The 17,411-nt window shown below is 63.5% G+C and carries 15 protein-coding genes; all 15 read right to left on the bottom strand.

Features of this window, described 5'->3' with window-relative positions:
* Positions 1-47 precede the first annotated feature (47 nt).
* Positions 48-980, bottom strand: coding sequence for a ketoacyl-ACP synthase III (locus tag ACIPO9_RS13285; protein WP_274132361.1), 933 nt, complete (start codon positions 978-980; stop codon positions 48-50).
* Between the two features lie 810 nt (positions 981-1,790).
* Positions 1,791-2,843, bottom strand: a complete 1,053-nt coding sequence (pseI, locus tag ACIPO9_RS13290; protein WP_400781369.1) for a pseudaminic acid synthase — start codon at positions 2,841-2,843, stop codon at positions 1,791-1,793.
* Positions 2,836-4,338 carry a UDP-2,4-diacetamido-2,4,6-trideoxy-beta-L-altropyranose hydrolase gene (gene pseG / locus ACIPO9_RS13295; RefSeq protein WP_400781371.1) on the bottom strand — a complete coding sequence of 501 codons (1,503 nt, stop codon included), beginning with the start codon at positions 4,336-4,338 and terminating at the stop codon, positions 2,836-2,838. The genes pseI and pseG overlap by 8 nt, the downstream gene beginning before the upstream one ends.
* Complete coding sequence (gene pseF, locus ACIPO9_RS13300) at positions 4,335-5,036, bottom strand: pseudaminic acid cytidylyltransferase (protein WP_274132358.1); 702 nt, start codon at positions 5,034-5,036, stop codon at positions 4,335-4,337. The genes pseG and pseF overlap by 4 nt, the downstream gene beginning before the upstream one ends.
* On the bottom strand, positions 5,033-5,653 hold the full coding sequence (locus ACIPO9_RS13305; RefSeq protein ID WP_274132357.1) for a pseudaminic acid biosynthesis-associated methylase: 621 nt from the start codon (positions 5,651-5,653) through the stop codon (positions 5,033-5,035). Before ACIPO9_RS13305 ends, pseF begins: the two co-directional genes overlap by 4 nt.
* Before the next feature lie 12 nt (positions 5,654-5,665).
* The gene (pseC, locus tag ACIPO9_RS13310; RefSeq protein ID WP_400781373.1) at positions 5,666-6,832 is read right to left on the bottom strand and encodes a UDP-4-amino-4,6-dideoxy-N-acetyl-beta-L-altrosamine transaminase; all 1,167 of its coding nucleotides are present in this window, start codon (positions 6,830-6,832) and stop codon (positions 5,666-5,668) included.
* Positions 6,829-7,830 carry a UDP-N-acetylglucosamine 4,6-dehydratase (inverting) gene (gene pseB, locus ACIPO9_RS13315; RefSeq protein ID WP_274132355.1) on the bottom strand — a complete coding sequence of 334 codons (1,002 nt, stop codon included), beginning with the start codon at positions 7,828-7,830 and terminating at the stop codon, positions 6,829-6,831. Before pseB ends, pseC begins: the two co-directional genes overlap by 4 nt.
* Positions 7,831-7,854: 24 nt before the next feature.
* Positions 7,855-10,800: a TIGR00180 family glycosyltransferase gene (locus ACIPO9_RS13320; protein ID WP_400781376.1), complete on the bottom strand. Its 2,946-nt coding sequence runs from the start codon at positions 10,798-10,800 to the stop codon at positions 7,855-7,857.
* A 58-nt stretch (positions 10,801-10,858) separates the two neighbouring features.
* Positions 10,859-11,593, bottom strand: a complete 735-nt coding sequence (locus ACIPO9_RS13325) for a cephalosporin hydroxylase family protein (RefSeq protein ID WP_274132353.1) — start codon at positions 11,591-11,593, stop codon at positions 10,859-10,861.
* Positions 11,590-12,684 carry a class I SAM-dependent methyltransferase gene (locus tag ACIPO9_RS13330; protein ID WP_400609760.1) on the bottom strand — a complete coding sequence of 365 codons (1,095 nt, stop codon included), beginning with the start codon at positions 12,682-12,684 and terminating at the stop codon, positions 11,590-11,592. The genes ACIPO9_RS13325 and ACIPO9_RS13330 overlap by 4 nt, the downstream gene beginning before the upstream one ends.
* Positions 12,674-13,546, bottom strand: a complete 873-nt coding sequence (locus tag ACIPO9_RS13335) for an NAD-dependent epimerase/dehydratase family protein (protein WP_400781379.1) — start codon at positions 13,544-13,546, stop codon at positions 12,674-12,676. Before ACIPO9_RS13335 ends, ACIPO9_RS13330 begins: the two co-directional genes overlap by 11 nt.
* Complete coding sequence (locus ACIPO9_RS13340) at positions 13,543-14,778, bottom strand: methyltransferase domain-containing protein (protein WP_400781381.1); 1,236 nt, start codon at positions 14,776-14,778, stop codon at positions 13,543-13,545. The genes ACIPO9_RS13335 and ACIPO9_RS13340 overlap by 4 nt, the downstream gene beginning before the upstream one ends.
* Complete coding sequence (locus ACIPO9_RS13345; RefSeq protein WP_274132349.1) at positions 14,775-15,335, bottom strand: dTDP-4-dehydrorhamnose 3,5-epimerase family protein; 561 nt, start codon at positions 15,333-15,335, stop codon at positions 14,775-14,777. The genes ACIPO9_RS13340 and ACIPO9_RS13345 overlap by 4 nt, the downstream gene beginning before the upstream one ends.
* Positions 15,332-16,414 (bottom strand): CDP-glucose 4,6-dehydratase, encoded by a 1,083-nt coding sequence (rfbG, locus tag ACIPO9_RS13350; protein ID WP_400781383.1) that lies wholly within the window; start codon positions 16,412-16,414, stop codon positions 15,332-15,334. Before rfbG ends, ACIPO9_RS13345 begins: the two co-directional genes overlap by 4 nt.
* A complete protein-coding gene (rfbF, locus tag ACIPO9_RS13355; protein WP_274132347.1) occupies positions 16,396-17,169 on the bottom strand; it encodes a glucose-1-phosphate cytidylyltransferase in 774 nt (257 codons plus the stop codon). The genes rfbG and rfbF overlap by 19 nt, the downstream gene beginning before the upstream one ends.
* Between the last annotated feature and the right edge of the window lie 242 nt (positions 17,170-17,411).

The following is a 17,411-nucleotide window of genomic DNA, read 5'->3' on the forward strand; positions in this document are numbered from 1 at the left end:
AAAACGGCGACCTGAAATTCAGTGTCGCCGTTTTGACTGACTCAGGGTCAAGGACGATAAATGATCGCCGAGCCCCAGGACAACCCTACACCGAAGCCTGAAATGGCCACGCGCTTCCAGCTGGCGTTGAGCAGGTGCTTTTCCAGCAGCAGCGGAATGCTCGACGACACGGTGTTGCCGGTCTCGAGCATGTCCTTGACGAATTTTTCCGGGTGGCTGCCGTCTTCGAAGCGGCGGGCCACGGCGTCAACGATGGCGGCACTGCCCTGGTGAATGCAGAATGCGTCGATCTCGGACGATTGCAGGCCCGAATCGGTGAGCAGTTCGTTCAGGTGCGCAGGCACCTTGACCAGGGCGAAGTTGAACACCTGCCGACCGTTCATGTAGAACGCGCCGTTGGTGGTCTTGAGGAATTCGGCGCCAGAGCCATCGGTGCCGAACTTGGACTTGCCCAACTGCCATGGCGCGTTTTCGCCCATCCAGGTGGCCGTGGCGGCGTCGCCGAAGAGCATGGTGGTGTTGCGATCTTCGGGGTCGACGATCTTCGAATACGGATCGGCGGTAATCAGCAAGCCGTTTTTCAGGCCTGCGGCTTCCATGAAACCCTTGAGCGCGTAGATGCCGTAGACGTAACCCGAGCATCCCAGGGAGATGTCGAACGCGGCGACGTGGGTCGGCAGGCCCAGTTTGTGCTGAACGATGGCTGCGGTGTGCGGCAGCCCTTCTTCATCACCGTTCTGGGTGACGACGATGACCACGTCGATGGCGTCGCGGGAAAGTTCGGGGTTGTTGGCGAACAGCTGGTTGGCGGCTTCGACGCACAGATCGGAGGTTTCCTGTGTGTCGTCCTTGCGAGGCAGAAAAGCAGAACCGATCTTGCCAAGGATGAAGTCTTCATCCTTCCCGAATTTGGCACCCTGAGCGTAATTGTCAACGCCGGCTGCTGGCACGTAACTCGCTATGCTTTTAATGCCAATCATCATGGCTTCCCAATCAAAAACTGCTGAACATCACCCGCAGCCCTGGGGGCGGGGCATTGAAATCCGGGGCTTGAGGCCGAAAAAATGGCAAATGCGAAGGCGCCGGGCTGTCCGGAATGTCTGTGGAATCAGCCTGATGCTTCCATTACCTGCAAGCACGATACAGTGAAGATGCCCGTTATGACTCACAGGTCACCAAAAGTTTTACAAGCTTTTAGCTGACCGGTCGGTGCTGTGCAAGGGTGGCGTGTGTTTCGGACAGTCAATTGACATGAAAGGGTCATGAGGGTGTGCGTGTCAGGTGCGGGGTTTTGCCGGTCCTGAACGCCTCTCATCCCGTAGCAGCACGGCTTGCCGGCGGGGGCGTCCTCGAGATCGACCCGCGGGCAAGCCCGGCTGCTACGGGGGGCGTGGGTGTTCGTGGGATTTGTGTCTTACCTCGGTTCCGTAGCAGCACGGCTTGCCGGCGGGGGCGTCCGCAAGATCGATGACGCCGGCAAGCCGGACTGCTACGGGGGCGTGGGTGTTCGTGGGATTTGTGTCTTACCTCGGTCTCGTAGCAGCACGGCTTGCCGGCGGGGGCGTCCTCGAGATCGCCACGCGGGCAAGCCCGGCTGCTACGGGGCGTGGGTGTTCGTGGGATTTGTGCCTTATCTCGGTTCCGTAGCAGCACGGCTTGCCGGCGGGGGCGTCCTCGAGATCGACCCGCGGGCAAGCCCGGCTGCTACGGGGCGTGGGTGTTCGTGGGATTTGTGTCTTACCTCGGTTCCGTAGCAGTCCGGCTTGCCGGCGATAGCGATTTTGCGGCGATCAGCCAACGATGTCCCAGCTAAGTGCCGTTCCGCGCTTGATCGGCTGGCGCGCCTTGCGGCCCAGCACGGTGTCGATGTGTTTGGGCGCCAGGCCGAGGCCGGGCCGGATGGCGCGGACGTTGTCGGGGCTGAAGACTTCGCCCTCGGCCATGTCCCTGACCACATACAATGAGCGCCGGAACACCAGGGACTTATGCTCAGCCTGGGTCGCGCCGTAGCGCACCTGTCCAAGCCCCTGCCAGGCACGTTCGGTTTCGATCACCAGGCTTGCCATTTCGGCAGGTTCCAGGGAAAAACTCGCGTCCACCCCGCCATCTGCACGGTCGAGGGTGAAGTGCTTTTCGATCACCGTTGCACCCATCGCCACCGCCGCGACAGACACTCCGACCCCCATGGTGTGATCGGACAGTCCCACCTGGCAGCCAAACAACCCGGCCAGATGGGGGATGGTGCGAATATGACTGTTCTCGGGCGATGCCGGATAGGTGCTGGTGCATTTGAGCAGCACCAGATCCTTGCATCCGGCCTGGCGGGCAGCACGCACGCTTTCGTCGAGTTCGGCGATGCTGGCCATGCCGGTGGAGATAATCATCGGCTTGCCGGTGGCCGCCACTTTGCGGATCAGCGGAATGTCGGTGTTCTCGAAACTGGCGATCTTGTACGCCGGCACGTCCAGGCTTTCGAGAAAGTCCACCGCCGTCTCGTCGAACGGCGTGGAAAACGCCAGCATCCCCAGCGCCCTGGCGCGCTCGAAGATCGGCGCATGCCATTCCCACGGCGTGTGGGCCTTTTGATACAGGGCATACAGCGAGGACCCCGCCCACAGGCTGTTGGGGTCCTTGATGAAGAACTCGCCTTCGGCAATGTCCAAGGTCATGGTGTCGGCGGTGTAGGTTTGCAGCTTGAGCGCATGCGCCCCTGCCTTCGCGGCGGCGTCAACGATACGCAGCGCCTGATCCAGGGACTGGTTGTGGTTGCCGCTCATTTCGGCGATGACAAAGGGCGCCGCATCGGGGCCGATGATTCTTGAACCGATCTTGAAGCTATTCATCGCTGATCACTCGCTGGTATTGCTGGCCGGCCTGCAGATAACCGGCCTTGGTAAAAAGAGAATGGGAGGCGCTGTTGGCGTCCATCACCTGCGCCGCGATCATGCGGACCTGCGGCCAGTGGCGGTGCAGGAAACGCTCCCCGCTGTTCAAGAGTGCCGCGCCCCAACCCACGCCGGTCTGCCCCTCGAACAGGTAGATCGAGACCTCGGCCGTTGCGTCCTGTAGATCGTAGCGCACCACGCCAACCGGCCCCTGGGCGGTTTCGGCGATCAGGATCAGCCGTTGCGGGTTCTCAAGGCTGCGTGCCAGCCAGGCCATATGGGCATCCCAGTCTATCGGCTCGGGGTTGAACGACCAACGGCGCACATGCTCTGCATTGCGGCCTTCGAACAGTAAAGCGGCGTCCAGCCCAGTGGCCTGGCGCAATTGCAGCAACGGCGCCATCAGCGCCACGGCCAGCCGCCGGGCACCGTTGCCGTCCACCAGTGCGCGAGAGTGCATGGCATAGCTGCGGCGCAGTTCCTGGTCGTCGCGCAGCGTCGAAATGGCCTGCACCAGGCGCTGCGGCTCCAGCGTTTCGTGGGGCCCCAGATACAGGTGCCCGCCCGCCTCGGCCATCAGTTGCGCATTGAGCTGCTGATTGTTGGCGACCGAGATGCAGATCGTCGGCAAGCCCAGCGCCGCCCGCTCCCAGGTGGTGCCGCCGCCCGCCCCGATGAACAGATCGACCTGTTGCATCAGGCCGAGAAAATCACTCACCAGCGTGTGCAATCGCCAGTTCGGGCGGGACGCGACCAACGCGCACATCGCGTCCCACTCGGGGTTGTGCAGCCCGGCGACGAAGTCCACTTCAAGATCGTCGAACCCCTGCAGCGCCAGCATGGTGGCATAGACCTGCCGCGCTGCATCGAAGCCGCCGAAGTTGACCATCACCCGCTTGACCACAGGCTTGATGGCGATGGCCTCGCATCGAAATTCGTCGCGCATCAGCGCGTAGTGCGGGCCCAGGAAGGTGCGGCAGTCGGCATCGACCCAACGCGCATAGGGCCGCTCCTGGGCCTGTGCGCTGTAGTTCTGATCGAGCAGCACGTCCACCGCGTGGGGCCGGTTGGCCAGGTCGTCGATGGCCATCAGCCGGTCGGCGAATTGACGGGCTGCCTTTTCCCACCCCGCATCCAGACCGTAATGGTCGACGATGAGCCAGTCGAAGCGTGGTTGCTCGCCAAGCGCCTGCGCCAGCGCATCGATGTCGGCCTGCCACGGCAGAGAGGCTTCGATGTCCACCCCGCCTTGCTCCTGAGGGTAGCGCTCGGGCAAGCCATGGGCGACGTAGCCCTCATCGGTCAGGCGTTGCAGCAGATGGCCCGGCAGTTGCCGGCAGGCGAACGCCACCTCGGCGCCGTCCTTGCGCAGCACCTTGGCCAGGGTCAGGCAGCGGGCGATATGGCCGCTGCCGATGTTGATCGAGGCGTCGGCGCGAATCAGCACTCTCATGAATCGAGTTCTCCCCCCGCCTTGAGCGCGGCATACAGGTATTCGGCGCGCAGCCAGTCTTCTTCGTTATCGATGTCCTGAACCAGATGCCGGGGCAGGATCACCGGCAGGCTCGCCTCGGAAAACAGCAGGTCACCGCGCAGCCAAGCCTCGGTACGCCCCCAGTAGAACTGCCCGGCGTCCTGATACGCCACCGGCAGGTCCTGTGAGCGAACATTACGGAATTCAGGGTACAACGCTTGCAGCGCGCCACTGTCGTTGAGCGTCAGCGCGCGCTGGATCGGAAAGCCGAAGCTGCACACCGAGAACGCATAGGATTTGTCCGGTGCCGCCTCGAGCAGTTCAAGCCCCTGACGCAGGAAGCGCGCCTGCAATAAGGGCGCGGTGGCGTAGATGCAGCAGGTATAATCGAAGCGCTGCCCCATCGCGCCGATGGCATGTTCGATCACCTGTGCGGTGCCGGTGTAAGCGTCGGCCAGTTGCGCCGGGCGCATGAACGGCACCTGCGCACCGCAGGCCCGCGCGACCTCGGCGATTTCTTCGTCATCGGTGCTGACCACCACTGCATCGAACACCCCTGAAGCGAGCGCCGTGCGGATGGAACCTGCGATCATGGGTTCGCCGTTGAACAGCTTGATGTTCTTGCGCGCGATCCGCTGGCTGCCACCGCGTGCCGGAATGATCGCCACGGCACTCACGAACGTTTTTCCAGCAAGAACCAGGTGATGTCGTCCACCGGAAACTGCGGATCGCGGTGATAGCCGAAGCCGTAGTCGACAAGCTGCAGATCGGCGAAACGATCCAGCATCTCCCCGGCGAAATCGCGCTTGAACAGCTTGCCGCTGTTGCCGCGATAAGCGACCTCCACCGGCGCACGGTTGTAGTACTCGGCAATCAGCACATAGCGCTTGCTCAGGTGATAGAGCTGGTCATAGGCCTGGCTCAACAGCTCGGGTGCCAGGTGAATCAGCACGCCCTTGCTCAGCGTCAGGTCGTACTGGCGCTCGCGGGGGAAGTCGAACAGCGAACCGTGCCAGACGCTGGCGATCTCCAGTGCCTGGGCCTGGGCGTGGGCCATGGCGTTGATCTCGACACCTGCCAGTTCGCAACCCGGCAACAACTGACGCAGGGCCTGCAGGTTGTTGCCGGTGTTGGTGCCCAGTTCCAGCAGCGAACCGAGCTTCTGGGTCCGGCCCAACGCCTTGGCGAACAGCGCAAGGTTGGCCGAGATCAGCGCCTGGCCCTGGTTGCGCCCCACGTATTGGTCGCCGAAGTCGCCTTGCCAGAATTGCTCTTGTTCAGTCAGTTCACGCATATGCTGCATCCATCAATCTGAGGTAACCAGCAGCGTCTTGAGCTGCCCGATCACGAAGTCTTGTTGTTCGTGCGTCATGGCCGGGAACAGCGGCAGGCTGATGGCCTGGGCGTAGTAGGCTTCGGCCTCGGGGAAGTCTCCGGCGATGAACCCCAGGTCCCGATAATACGGCTGCAGGTGCACGGGGATGTAATGCACGTTGACCCCGACGCCGGCGGCGCGCAAGCCTTCGAACACTTCGCGGTGGCTCACGGCCAGGCGCTGCGTCTGCAAACGTACCACGTAGAGGTGCCAGGCCGATTCGGCGTCGGCCTGCGCCGTTGGCAGGTCAAGGCGCAGGTCCGCCAGCAACTGCTGATAACGCGCTGCCAGTTCACGCCGGCGCGCCAGGAAGCCATCGAGCTTGCCCAGTTGCGAAAGCCCCAGCGCTGCCTGCATGTCGGTGATGCGGTAATTGAAGCCCAGTTCCACCTGCTGGTAATACCAGGGGCCGTGGCTGGGTTCGTCCATCTGTGCAGGGTCGCGGGTCATGCCGTGGCTGCGCAGGCGGCGCAGGCGCTCGGCCAGTTCTGGGCGATTGGTCAGCACCAGCCCGCCCTCCCCGGTGGTGATGATTTTCACCGGATGAAAGCTGAACACCGTCATGTCGGCGAACTCGCCACAGCCCACCGGCCGTCCGGCGTACCGGGCGCCGACAGCGTGTGAGGCGTCTTCGATGACGATGAAACCGTAGGTTCTGGCCAGTTCGGCAATCGCCCGCATGTCGCAGCTCTGGCCCGAGAAGGCCACTGCCACCAGCACCTTGGGCAGCTTGCCGATGCGCTCGGCGGCACGCAGCTTGTGCTCAAGGGCGTTGACGTCGAGGTTCCAGGTCAAGGGGTCGATGTCGACGAAATCGACATCGGCGCCGCAGTAACGCCCGCAGTTGGCCGAGGCCAGAAAGGTGTTGGGGCTGGTCCACAACGCATCCCCTTCCCCTAGCCCTGCGGCCAGGCAGGCGATGTGCAGGGCTGCGGTGGCGTTGCTGACAGCGATGCCGAAGCCGGCTTCGCAACGCTCGGCCATGGCTGCTTCGAAGCGCTCGATGGTCGGGCCCTGGGTCAGCCAGTCCGATTGCAGCACAGCCACCACCGCGTCGATGTCGGCCTGATCCAGGCTCTGCCGCCCGTAGGGAATCATGGCGTGATGCCGGCGTGCAGGTCGCCGATCTGTTTGACCGACATGAAATCCGGATTGGTGTCGGAGCGGTACTCGAAGTCATCGGCCACGGCACGCCCGGCGGCTCCGGTCGCATCGATGGTGAAATCGGTGTCCACGTTGTTGAAGCGGATCGACGGCACGATGGTGTAGTGATCGTCGAATTCCAGGGTCATGCGCGCATCGTCCTGGGGCACCATCAGTTCGTGCAGTTTCTCGCCGGGACGAATGCCCACCACCTTGTGCGGCAGGTCAGCGGCCATGGCCTGGGCCAGATCAACGATGCGCACCGACGGAATCTTGGGCACGAACACTTCGCCGCCGTGCATGCGCTCGAAGCTCTGCATGACGAAATCCACGCCGTGGTCCAGGGTGATCCAGAAGCGCGTCATGCGCGGGTCGGTGATCGGCAGCTCCTTCGCGCCGCCTGCGATCAGCTTGTTGAAAAACGGCACGATCGAACCCCGCGAGCCTGCCACGTTGCCGTAGCGCACCACGGCAAAGCGGGTCTGCTCCTCACCGCCGATGTTGTTGGCGGCCACGAACAGCTTGTCCGACAGCAACTTGGTCGCGCCGTACAGGTTGATCGGGCTGGCGGCCTTGTCGGTGGACAGCGCGACGACTTTCTTCACGCCGTTGGCAATGGCTGCCGCGATGATGTTCTCGGCGCCGTTGACGTTGGTGCGGATGAATTCGGTCGGGTTGTATTCCGCTGCGGGCACGTGCTTGAGCGCGGCGGCATGGACCACATAGTCGATGCCGCGCATGCCTTGCACCAGCCGCTCGGCATCGCGCACGTCGCCCAGGAAATAACGCATGCAGGGTGCGTTGAATTCCTGCTGCATCTCGTACTGCTTGAGCTCGTCGCGGGAAAACACTACCACCCGCCGCGGCTGGTAACGCGCCAGCAGCGTGCGGATGAACTGGCGACCGAACGAGCCGGTCGCGCCTGAGATGAACACTGATTTGCCGTTGAACATGAGTGCGTCCTTTTTCCCGTGCGACTACGCCAGGAATTCCTGCCAGTGGGCACCGCTGGCCTGACCGAGAGAATAGGCCTTGCCGGTCAGTGCCAGATTGGGGTTGTAGGCCGGGTCCCGGGCGAAGGCGTCAGCCCATTTCTCCCGCAGCGCCGCCAGGGCCTCGGGTGCATCGGGCAGCACGCCCGGGTGGGTGAGTTGCACCTGCGGCGTCCAGACCAGCAGATAACCTGCCTGGGCGACTTTCAGGCTCAGGTCGACGTCGGCAAATGCCTCGGCCAGCGGGCCTTCGTCCAGCCCGCCCACGGCATCGAATACCTCCTTGCGCACCATCATGCAGGTGCCGGAAAGCGCCGAGTGATTCTGTTCGACCACCGCGCGGTACATGTAGCCGTCTTCGTCCTTGCCCTGGCCCACGAACGGTGAACCGATGCCGCCGTCGAAGCCCAGCAGCAGCCCTCCCTGGGTGACCTTGCCGTCTTCGTCCAGCAGTTTCGCGCCCACCGCACCGACTTCGGCGCGCAGGCCCTGGTTGAGCAGCGAGCCCAGCCAGTTGGGGCTGATGAGTTGGGCATCGGCCGCCATCAGCACCAGATACTCGCCGTTGGTCTGGGCGGCAACCGTGTTGACGAATGCGCCATGGCTCAGGCCATCGCGGTTGGCGACCACCTGCACCTGGGCTGCGATCTTGCCCTGCTCGTTCAGCCAGGCAGCCAGTTCGGCTTCCAGCGCCGGCGCCACCGCCACCAGCACCTCGTACAGGCTGTAGCGGGTGCGCTGCAGGATGCTGGTCAGGCAGTTCTGCAACGCCGGCAGCCCGGCCTCGCCATTGAGAATGATCGACACCAGTGGTCGCGCGGTATGACGGTAGTCGATCTGATAGACACCCGGTTGCGAGGAGCTGATCAACGCTTTGTAACCACGGGCCGACAGGTGACGGCTCAGGGCCATGCGCTCCTGTTCATTGTCCTTCATGGGCTGTGCGTGACAGATCAGCAGCGGCTCGTCCAGATGGGCCAGGCCGTTCATGCCTTCCTCCTCGACTAGGCGCAGCAGCAGGTCGAATTCCAGCGCCTCGCTGAAGTCCGCCGAGTAGCCACCGACATCCAGCAGCACATCACGGCGCACCAGCCAGTGGCGGGCCATTACCGACGGCACCGCTTGCAGCAGGTCGAAGTTGAAACCGGGACGCAGGACATCGGCCAGCGCATGGCTTTCCAGACGCTGGACTTCGTCCACGGACACCGCGCGACATCCAGGCGCGCCTTGCAGCTCGAGGCTCGCGCGCACCAGGCCGCCGGGGGTGAACACATCGCCCACCTGCGCCAGCATTACCCAGTCGCACTCGGTCTGGCGCGCCATCTGGTTGAGTTTGTCGACGTAGTTGTTGCGGGTCACTTCGACGAAATGCAGGGTGTTGTTGACCGCCGTGGCGGCTGGCGGCTCACCGGTGGTGAAGACCACGATCTTGAAGCGCTTGCAGTAGCCTTCGACCAGGCTGTCGAGGGTGGCCTGCAACTGCTCCATGTCGTTGTCCAGGTCCAGCAGGAACAGACCGAACTGCGGCCCGCCGCCCAGCTCTGCCAGGTGCTGGCCCAGCGCTGCGCCTTGCGCTGCATCCGGGCTGCGCTCTTGCAGCCACTTGAGGACACGGCCCGACTGCATGCTGTCGAATGTCTTGCGGTAATCGTATTCCGGGGCGGCGGCCAGGCGTTCGGCCCAGGCGGCCATGGTCAGCGCGTCTTCGCGGGCTTCGTCCACCCCCGCTTCGCTCTGCTGGCTCAGGCGCAGCGCCAGGGCGTTGACCACTTCGCGATTGAACGGGCTGAGTTCCACCGCCTGCCACAACCGGTTGAGGATGGTTTCGAGCACGTCATTGTCGTGGATCTGCAGCAACGCCTGTTGCCGCACCCACACGCCTTCGAGTTCTGCCAGTTGCAGGTGCCCGGCAGGCATCGCGTGCAGGAGAAATTCATACTCGGCCAGGGTGTCGAAGAACGGCTTGTTGTAGAACGGCATCTCGACGTACTGACGCGGCCCGAAGGTGCGGTCAGGCGGCAACAGCGGGTCAGTCCAGACCGAGCGGAAGATCGGCTCGATGGTCAGCGACGCGCGTTCGCGCAAGCCCTGGGCCATGGCATCGAACGCGCGCAGGGCGATCTGCTTGCCGTGCTCGGCGTCGCTGGCGACCACCTGGGTCGGCAACGCGGCAAGAAACTCGGCATAGGCCTCGCGCTCGGCGACGGTCTTGGGGTCCAGGTAGCTGAGTTTGTGGTAGACGTCGGTGCGGTGCTCGGACTCGCCGACGTTGACCTCGCGCACCACGTACGGAATCGGCAGCACACGTGCCTTGCCGCGCGCCAGCAGGTAGTACACGTGACCGATTTCCATCCACTCGAAGCCACGATCGGGCATCGCCTCGAAGAAGTCCTTGAGCAGCCCGGTGCGGGTCACGGCGTAGAACGGCGGCAGGTACTGCCCCATGTACGAGACGATGCGGTCTTCGGCGCTCTCGTCGTCGTAGTCTTCGCGCACCTTCTTGTCCCGGCGCAGGTAGCCGACGCTGTTGGCCTGCGACACGTACATCATGCAATAGCCGTGGCACAGGCCGTAGTCGGGGTTGCTCTCCAGGAACGCCAGGGTCTGGTGCAGGGAGTCATGCACGATGAAATCGTCGTCGGCGGCCAGCACCATGTACGGCGTTTCGACCAGCCCGACGCCGTGGGCCAGCTTGGCCTGGAAGCCCCAGTAGGCGAATTGCGAGACGTGCCGGTAGTCCACGAAGGGATGCCGGGTCTCGGCGCTATCCAACGCCTGGGTGGACGAGTCCAGCACCAGCACACGGCACGACAGCGCGCTGTAGTAGGCCATGGCCCGGCGCAGGAACGCCGGGCGGTTGTGACTGAGCAATACCACTGTCAGCAGCTCGTTGAGCGAGGCTGCCACTTCCAGACTGTTACGACCTTTCATACCTTCATCCTGACACTGACGAGCCGCTCGACCGAGGCGCAAGCTCTGAATTCATGGGTTAGCGAACGCGACGCAGGTAGCCGTCGGAGGCAACGGTGATCAGCAGCTTGTTCTGCACCGAAACGTCGATCTGGAAGTCGTCGTTTTCCTTGAGGTAGGCCCACACGGCGGTCTTGGGGTTGTCACCCTTGCCCCATGGACGGTCCGGAAAGGCGTCCTCGGGCATGTCTTCGACAACGGTGTCCATGACCACGCAATAGCTGTCGACCGACACCAGCGGCGCGTACAGGCGCAGTTCTTCGAGCACATGCTCGTGGGTGTGGTTGGAGTCCAGCACCACCATGACCTTCTTGCCGGCAACGCGCGCGCGGACCTGCTCGACCAGCGCAGGATCGATGCTCGAACCCTGGATCATGCTCACGCGGTGGCTCATCGGGTGGGCTTCGATCGCCTCGCGGTTGTGCTGGCGGATGTCGATATCGATGCCGATCACTTCACCGTGGCCGATCAGCTGCAGCAGCGAGGCGTAGTAGAGGATCGAGCCGCCATGGGCGATGCCGGTTTCGATGATCACGTCCGGGCGCACTGCCCAGATCAGCTCCTGCATGGCGATCATGTCCTGCGGGGTCTGAATGATCGGACGGCCCATCCACGAGAAGTGGTAGGTGTACTTGTGCCTGGCCGACTCGTTGTAGAACTGCTGACCCAGCGCGACGAGGCTCTTGTCCTGGCCCTGGGCAGCCACTTCGGCCTTGCACTCTTCCTGAAACACTTGAGCGGGGTTTGTAGTCATTGGTTTGCAGCCTCGATCTGGGAATGGAAAACGGCGTCGTCCACGGCGTGATACACGCACGCGCCGCCCGTCATCCGTTTGATTTCTTCTAGGTAATTGGAATTCATCACGAACAGGTGCGTGCCCGCGGGCCAACTGCTCATGGCTTCTTCGGGAGATGACACGCGCAGCCCGCTGAGCGGCAAAAACTGCCCCTGCTTCTGTGGATTGATGTCCACCACGTAATCGACTTCGATGCCCATGCGTTGCAGGAACAGCGAGAAAATCACGCCCTTGGACGCCCCGCCCCACACCGCCACGCCCTTGTGCGGCGCGGCCTTGATCACCTCGATGGCGCGGTTCAGGCTGCTGTCGAAGGCCGCGGGCATGCTCACTGCGGTGGTGGCATTGGCGACGGGGCGGCGCAGGCTCGCAAGGTTGGCCACCACGTACAGGAACTGGCCGTTGAACAGGTAGCCGGACTCCTGAACGTTGCCGAACATCTGGCGCAAGTCTTCGAGACGGAAGTAATTGACGTGTTCGTAGAACAGGTCGAACCAGGCGCGATGCTCCAGGATCCAGTCGAAGCACGGCACCTCGATGTAGATCTGGCCGCCATGGTTGGCCGCCGCGATTTGCGCCAGAAACGCCATGGGGTCCGGAATGTGTTCGAGCACGTGGCGCAGCACCACACCGTCGGCACGAATGCCCAGGCGCGGGTTGAAGGTGTCCTTGATGACCGCCGGGTTATCGCCCTCGTAGGCCGGGTCGACACCGCGAATGTCATAGCCCCTGCCAGCGAGCATCTCCAGAAAGTAACCCTTGCCGCAGCCGACTTCGACCAGCACCTTGCCGGTGAAATGACGCGCGAGAATGCCTTCCACGACCTCGAGGTGCTGCTTGAACAGCGCCGAGTGGGCCTGCTCGTTCTGGTAGTTGCTGTCATAGATCAGCTTGGCCGGATCGAAGGCCTGGTTGTAGATCAGGCCGGTTTCTTCGTCCTGGACCAGCACCAGATCGGCCCTGCCCGACTGCCGCGCCGAGTGCGGTTCGGCGAAGGTGCGGTTCTGCAACACCGGCAGATCCATCGCCCGATACAATTCACGCACCATCAGAGCCCCCTAACAATTGCTGCAGCCGATCCCGGGTGCCCCAGAACGCCATGGGTTCATGAGCCGAGTAGCCGTAATGGCCAAGGTTGAGTGAAATCTTTGCGCCGCGCGCCTGCAGGTAGGCCTCGACCAGCGCCCGCACCGACACTGGTTGGCCGCTGCAGCAATTGAACACGCCGGCGAACTGTGGATGCTCCAGCGCCGTCACCAGGCAGGCCGCCGCGTCTTCCACCGCCAGGTAGTCGCGCAGTTGATCCCCCGGGGACATGTCGAACTGTGTATCGCCAGCCTGGATGGCTCGCTCCAGGGCCGCCAACAGGCTGTTGGGGTTCTGCCCTTCGCCGTGCAGGTAGAACAGCCGCGCCCACTGCAAGGTGAACGCTTCGGTGCGGCTCAAGGCTTCCAGAAACTGGCGCAGGGTGTTCTTGGCCAGGCCATAGGGATTGACGGGCTGGGCAAGCGTCGACTCGCTCAGCGGACCGCTCTGCAGCCCGTACTCGAAGCAGGTGCCGGTGACCAGAACCTGGCTCACACCGCTGCGCACCACCTGCTTGATGAAGGCGTAGTCGGCGGGCAGGTTGACCTCGAAATGAAACAGCCCTGCGTAGTTCGGCAGCCCCGGCCAGGCCAGGTGCATCAAGGCATCGACGCCTTCGCTCAACGCACGCACATCGGTGGCGGCGGCATGGATGTCCGCGGCGACGAATTCGACTGCGGCATCGCCATACCACGGCATGCTGCGTGCCTTGTCGGCATCACGGGCCACGGCACGCACGGCAAATCCGCGCGCCAGCAACGCCTTCACCACGTGCCGGCCGATGAAACCGGTCGCACCGGTCACCAGAACTGTTCGGTTGCTCACAGGAAGGTCAACTCCGGCACGGCAATCACGAAACGGCCGCCCCAACCGTGCACGTGGCTCTGCTGCTCGCCGATCTCCTTGAGCAGGTTCCACGGCAGCACCAGCACGTAGTCCGGCTTCTCGATGGCGATGCGTTCGGGGGAAACCACAGGGATGCGGCTACCCGGCAGGAATTTGCCCTGCTTGTGCGGATTGGCGTCGGCGACCCAGGCCAGCAGGTCCGGCTTCACGCCCGCGTAGTTGAGCAAGGTGTTGCCCTTGGCCGCCGCACCGTAGCCCACCACGCGCTTGCCCTCGGCCTTGGCCTTGAGCAGGAAGCCCAGCAACTGATGCTTGATGCGTTCGGCCGCCGGCGCCAGGGACGCGTAGAACTGCGGCGTTTTCACCCCGGCGTCCAGCTCGGCCTGCAACTGCTGCGCGACCGCAGGCTGTACCGCTTGAGCGCCGGGTTGCGAGAGGCTGCCACGTTGCACGAAGACCCGCAGCGAGCCGCCATGGGTCTTGAGTGATTGCACATCGAAGACCTGCAGGCCGTTGCGTTCGCACAGGGTCTGCACGGCAGTCAACGACAGGTAGGAATAGTGCTCGTGATACAGGGTGTCGAACTGCTGCCCGGCGATCAGCGCCAGCAGTTGCGGGAATTCGAAGGTGGCAACGCCGGTTGGCTTGAGCAGCGTGGCGAACCCACGCAGAAAGTCGTTGATGTCCGGCACATGGGCCAGCACGTTGTTGGCCGCCATCAGGTCCGCCGACCAGCCTTCGGCAACCAGCGCCTGCGCGGTGGCCTCGCCGAAAAACACCTCGCGGATTTCCAGGCCCTTCTCCCGCGCCGCCTCAGCGGTGCTGCGGGTCGGCTCGATGCCCAGGCAGCCGATGCCACGACCGGCCACGTACTGCAACAGGTAACCGTCGTTCGCAGCGATCTCGACCACGCGGCTGTCAGCGTTCAGCGCAAAGCGCTTGACCATCTCGCCCACGTACCGTTCGGCATGGGCCAGCCAGGAACTGGAGAACGAGCTGAAATAGGCATAGTCGGCGTCGAACAGGCTTTCGGCGCTGGTGTAGTCATCGGTCTGCACCAGCCAGCACTGTTCGCACACATCGACCTTCAACGGCACCCACTGCTCGGCCTGGGTCAGTTGCTCGGGCCGCAGGTAGGCGTTGGACGGTGGCGCAGTGCCCAGATCGATCAGCGGCAGCGAAAGCTTCGCACCGCAACCACGGCAATTCATAAACGCACTCCAGCAAAAGTCGAGTCCAGCATTGGGTGGCCAGCGTCGCGAGCCGACAGATTCTTGACAGGCAACGGCCAGGCAATGTCCAGCCGTGGGTCGTTTGCCGACAGACCGGCCTCATGCTCGGCCGAATAATCGGCGCTGTGCAGGTACAGAAGCTCGGCATCGTCGGTCAACGCCTGGAATCCGTGGGCGAAGCCTGCAGGAATCAACAGGCTGCGCCCGTCGCCAGCTTCCAGTCGCTCGGCATGCCACTGCAAGAAGGTTGCCGAATCCGGGTTCAGGTCTACGGCCACATCCCAGACGGCGCCGCGCAGGCAGGTAATCAGCTTGGCTTCGGGGGCCTGGGCCTTCTGGTAATGCATGCCGCGCACTGTGCCCTGCTCGGTGGTGCGGGAATGGTTGATCTGGCGAATGTGAAAAGTCTGGCCGAACGCGGCCAGGCTGCCCTCGCAGAACAGCCGTGAAAACTGCCCGCGCTGATCGGCGTGACGGCGGTGCTGGACGCTGAACAGCCCCTTGAGCGGCAAGGCGCGCAATTGCATGTCGATCATGTGCGCTCCATGTACTGGTTCAGTTGCGAGAGGGTGAAGTCGCGCATGTCTTCGCCGGCCTTCCACGCCAGGTGCCAGGCCAGGGTGTTCTGCAGGCACTGCTGCAAGGACCAGCGCGCTTGCCAGCCGAGCAACTGCCGCGCACGGCTGCTGTCCAGGCGTAACAGACCGGCTTCGTGCAGCTCGCTGGTTTCCACCCGCAGCCCCGGCGCCTGAGGCCAGTGACTGGCGAGGGTCGCGACCACTTCGCCGACGGTGCACATGTCGCTGTCGCTGGGGCCGAAGTTCCACGCACCCGCCATCTGCGGGCCCTGCTCGAACAGCCCCTGGGCCAGCAGCAGATAACCCGCCAGCGGCTCCAGGGCGTGTTGCCAGGGGCGCACGGCCTGCGGATAACGCAAGGTCACAGGCTCCCCCGCCGACCATGCCTTGAGCACATCGGGGATCAGTCGGTCGGCGGCGAAATCACCACCGCCCAGCACATTGCCCGCGCGGGCGGTGGCGATGGCCAGGCCGTGCTCGGCGTATTTATCGGGATGAAAAAACGATGCGGCATAGGATTGCGCGAGCAATTCGCAGCACGCCTTGCTGCTGCTGTAGGGGTCATGGCCGCCCAGGGGCTCGTTCTCACGATAGGGCCACAGCCACTCCTGATTGGCGTACACCTTGTCGGTGGTCACCAGCACGCAGGCGCGCACGCAGCCGACCTGACGCACCGCTTCGAGCAGGTTGAGGGTACCCATGACGTTGCTCGAGTAGGTGCCCAACGGGTCGCGATAGCCTTCGCGCACCAGCGGCTGGGCCGCCAGGTGCAGGACGATTTCAGGCTCGACGTCTGCGATCACCTCCAGCAGTGCGCCGAGGTCGCGCAGGTCGCCACGGCGGTCGTCGATGCCTTCAGCCACACGGGCAAGCTCGAACAGGCTCGGCTCGGTGCCGGGGTCCAGCGCAAAGCCGGTCACCCGGGCACCCATGCTGCCCAGCCACAGCGCCAGCCAGCTGCCCTTGAAGCCTGTGTGTCCGGTGAGCAGGACACGCTTGCCCTGCCAGAACACCGGGCTCAGCTCCACTGCTTCCATGGAGCCTCCCCGCTCTGCCAGAGTTCTTCGAGCTGATTCTTGTCACGCAGGGTGTCCATCGGGTGCCAGAAACCTTCGTGCTGGTACGCGCGCAGTTGATCCTGGGCAGCCAGTTGCGCCAGCGGCTCGGATTCCCACGAGGTCATGTCATTGGCAATGAACGGCAGCACCCGGGGCGACAGCACGAAGAAGCCGCCGTTGATCCAGCCACCGTCGCCACGGGGCTTCTCGGTGAAACCCAGCACGCGGTCGCCATCGCGATCCAGCGCACCGTAGCGTCCTGGAGGCTGAACGGCGGTCACGGTGGCCATCTTGCCGTGGCCACGGTGGAAATCGACCAGCGCGCCGATGTTCAGGTCCGATACGCCGTCGCCATAGGTGAAGCAGAAGGCTTCTTCATCTTCGACGTAGCGCTGGGCGCGACGCAGGCGGCCGCCGGTCATGGTGTCATCCCCGGTGTCGATCAGGGTGACGCGCCATGGCTCGCTGTAGTTCTGATGCACGTCCATGCGGTTGTTGCGCATGTCGAAGGTGACGTCGGAGGTGTGCAGGAAGTAGTTGGCGAAGAAATCCTTGATCGCATAGCCCTTGTAGCCCAGGCAGATCACGAAGTCGTGAATGCCGTGGGCGGAGTACTGCTTCATGATGTGCCAGAGAATTGGCTTTCCGCCGATCTCGATCATGGGCTTGGGTTTCAGATGCGACTCTTCGCTGATACGGGTACCGAGACCGCCCGCCAGAATTACTGCTTTCACTGCACTTCCCCTCATGTTTCGTTCAGGGCTCAAGCTGGCGCTCTTCGCGCCTCGCAGGCCGTCTGGACCAATCACCGAAATCGACATCGCACCGTGCAGGGCAACGCCTGGAATGCACGATTTATGGCGATATAAGGGAGGTCTTGCAGGAAGCGCGCCAGTTTTGCGGCGTCTGTTTTTCTGGCGTACGACCGCTGACGCCGGCAAGCCGGACTGCTACCTAAAGCGTGGAGGACGCGGGA

It is taken from the genome of Pseudomonas sp. NPDC090203, assembly GCF_044746765.1.
GTDB classification, from domain to species: Bacteria; Pseudomonadota; Gammaproteobacteria; order Pseudomonadales; family Pseudomonadaceae; genus Aquipseudomonas; species Aquipseudomonas putida_AD.

What these genes read in the sequence shown, in the direction of transcription:
- ACIPO9_RS13285 (WP_274132361.1), bottom strand. Translation starts at nt 980, where the DNA reads ATGATTGGCATTAAAAGCATAGCGAGTTACGTGCCAGCAGCCGGCGTT.
- pseI (WP_400781369.1), bottom strand. Translation starts at nt 2,843, where the DNA reads ATGAATAGCTTCAAGATCGGTTCAAGAATCATCGGCCCCGATGCGGCG.
- pseG (WP_400781371.1), bottom strand. Translation starts at nt 4,338, where the DNA reads ATGAGAGTGCTGATTCGCGCCGACGCCTCGATCAACATCGGCAGCGGC.
- ACIPO9_RS13305 (WP_274132357.1), bottom strand. Translation starts at nt 5,653, where the DNA reads ATGCGTGAACTGACTGAACAAGAGCAATTCTGGCAAGGCGACTTCGGC.
- pseC (WP_400781373.1), bottom strand. Translation starts at nt 6,832, where the DNA reads ATGATTCCCTACGGGCGGCAGAGCCTGGATCAGGCCGACATCGACGCG.
- pseB (WP_274132355.1), bottom strand. Translation starts at nt 7,830, where the DNA reads ATGTTCAACGGCAAATCAGTGTTCATCTCAGGCGCGACCGGCTCGTTC.
- ACIPO9_RS13320 (WP_400781376.1), bottom strand. Translation starts at nt 10,800, where the DNA reads ATGAAAGGTCGTAACAGTCTGGAAGTGGCAGCCTCGCTCAACGAGCTG.
- ACIPO9_RS13325 (WP_274132353.1), bottom strand. Translation starts at nt 11,593, where the DNA reads ATGACTACAAACCCCGCTCAAGTGTTTCAGGAAGAGTGCAAGGCCGAA.
- ACIPO9_RS13330 (WP_400609760.1), bottom strand. Translation starts at nt 12,684, where the DNA reads ATGGTGCGTGAATTGTATCGGGCGATGGATCTGCCGGTGTTGCAGAAC.
- ACIPO9_RS13340 (WP_400781381.1), bottom strand. Translation starts at nt 14,778, where the DNA reads ATGAATTGCCGTGGTTGCGGTGCGAAGCTTTCGCTGCCGCTGATCGAT.
- ACIPO9_RS13345 (WP_274132349.1), bottom strand. Translation starts at nt 15,335, where the DNA reads ATGATCGACATGCAATTGCGCGCCTTGCCGCTCAAGGGGCTGTTCAGC.
- rfbG (WP_400781383.1), bottom strand. Translation starts at nt 16,414, where the DNA reads ATGGAAGCAGTGGAGCTGAGCCCGGTGTTCTGGCAGGGCAAGCGTGTC.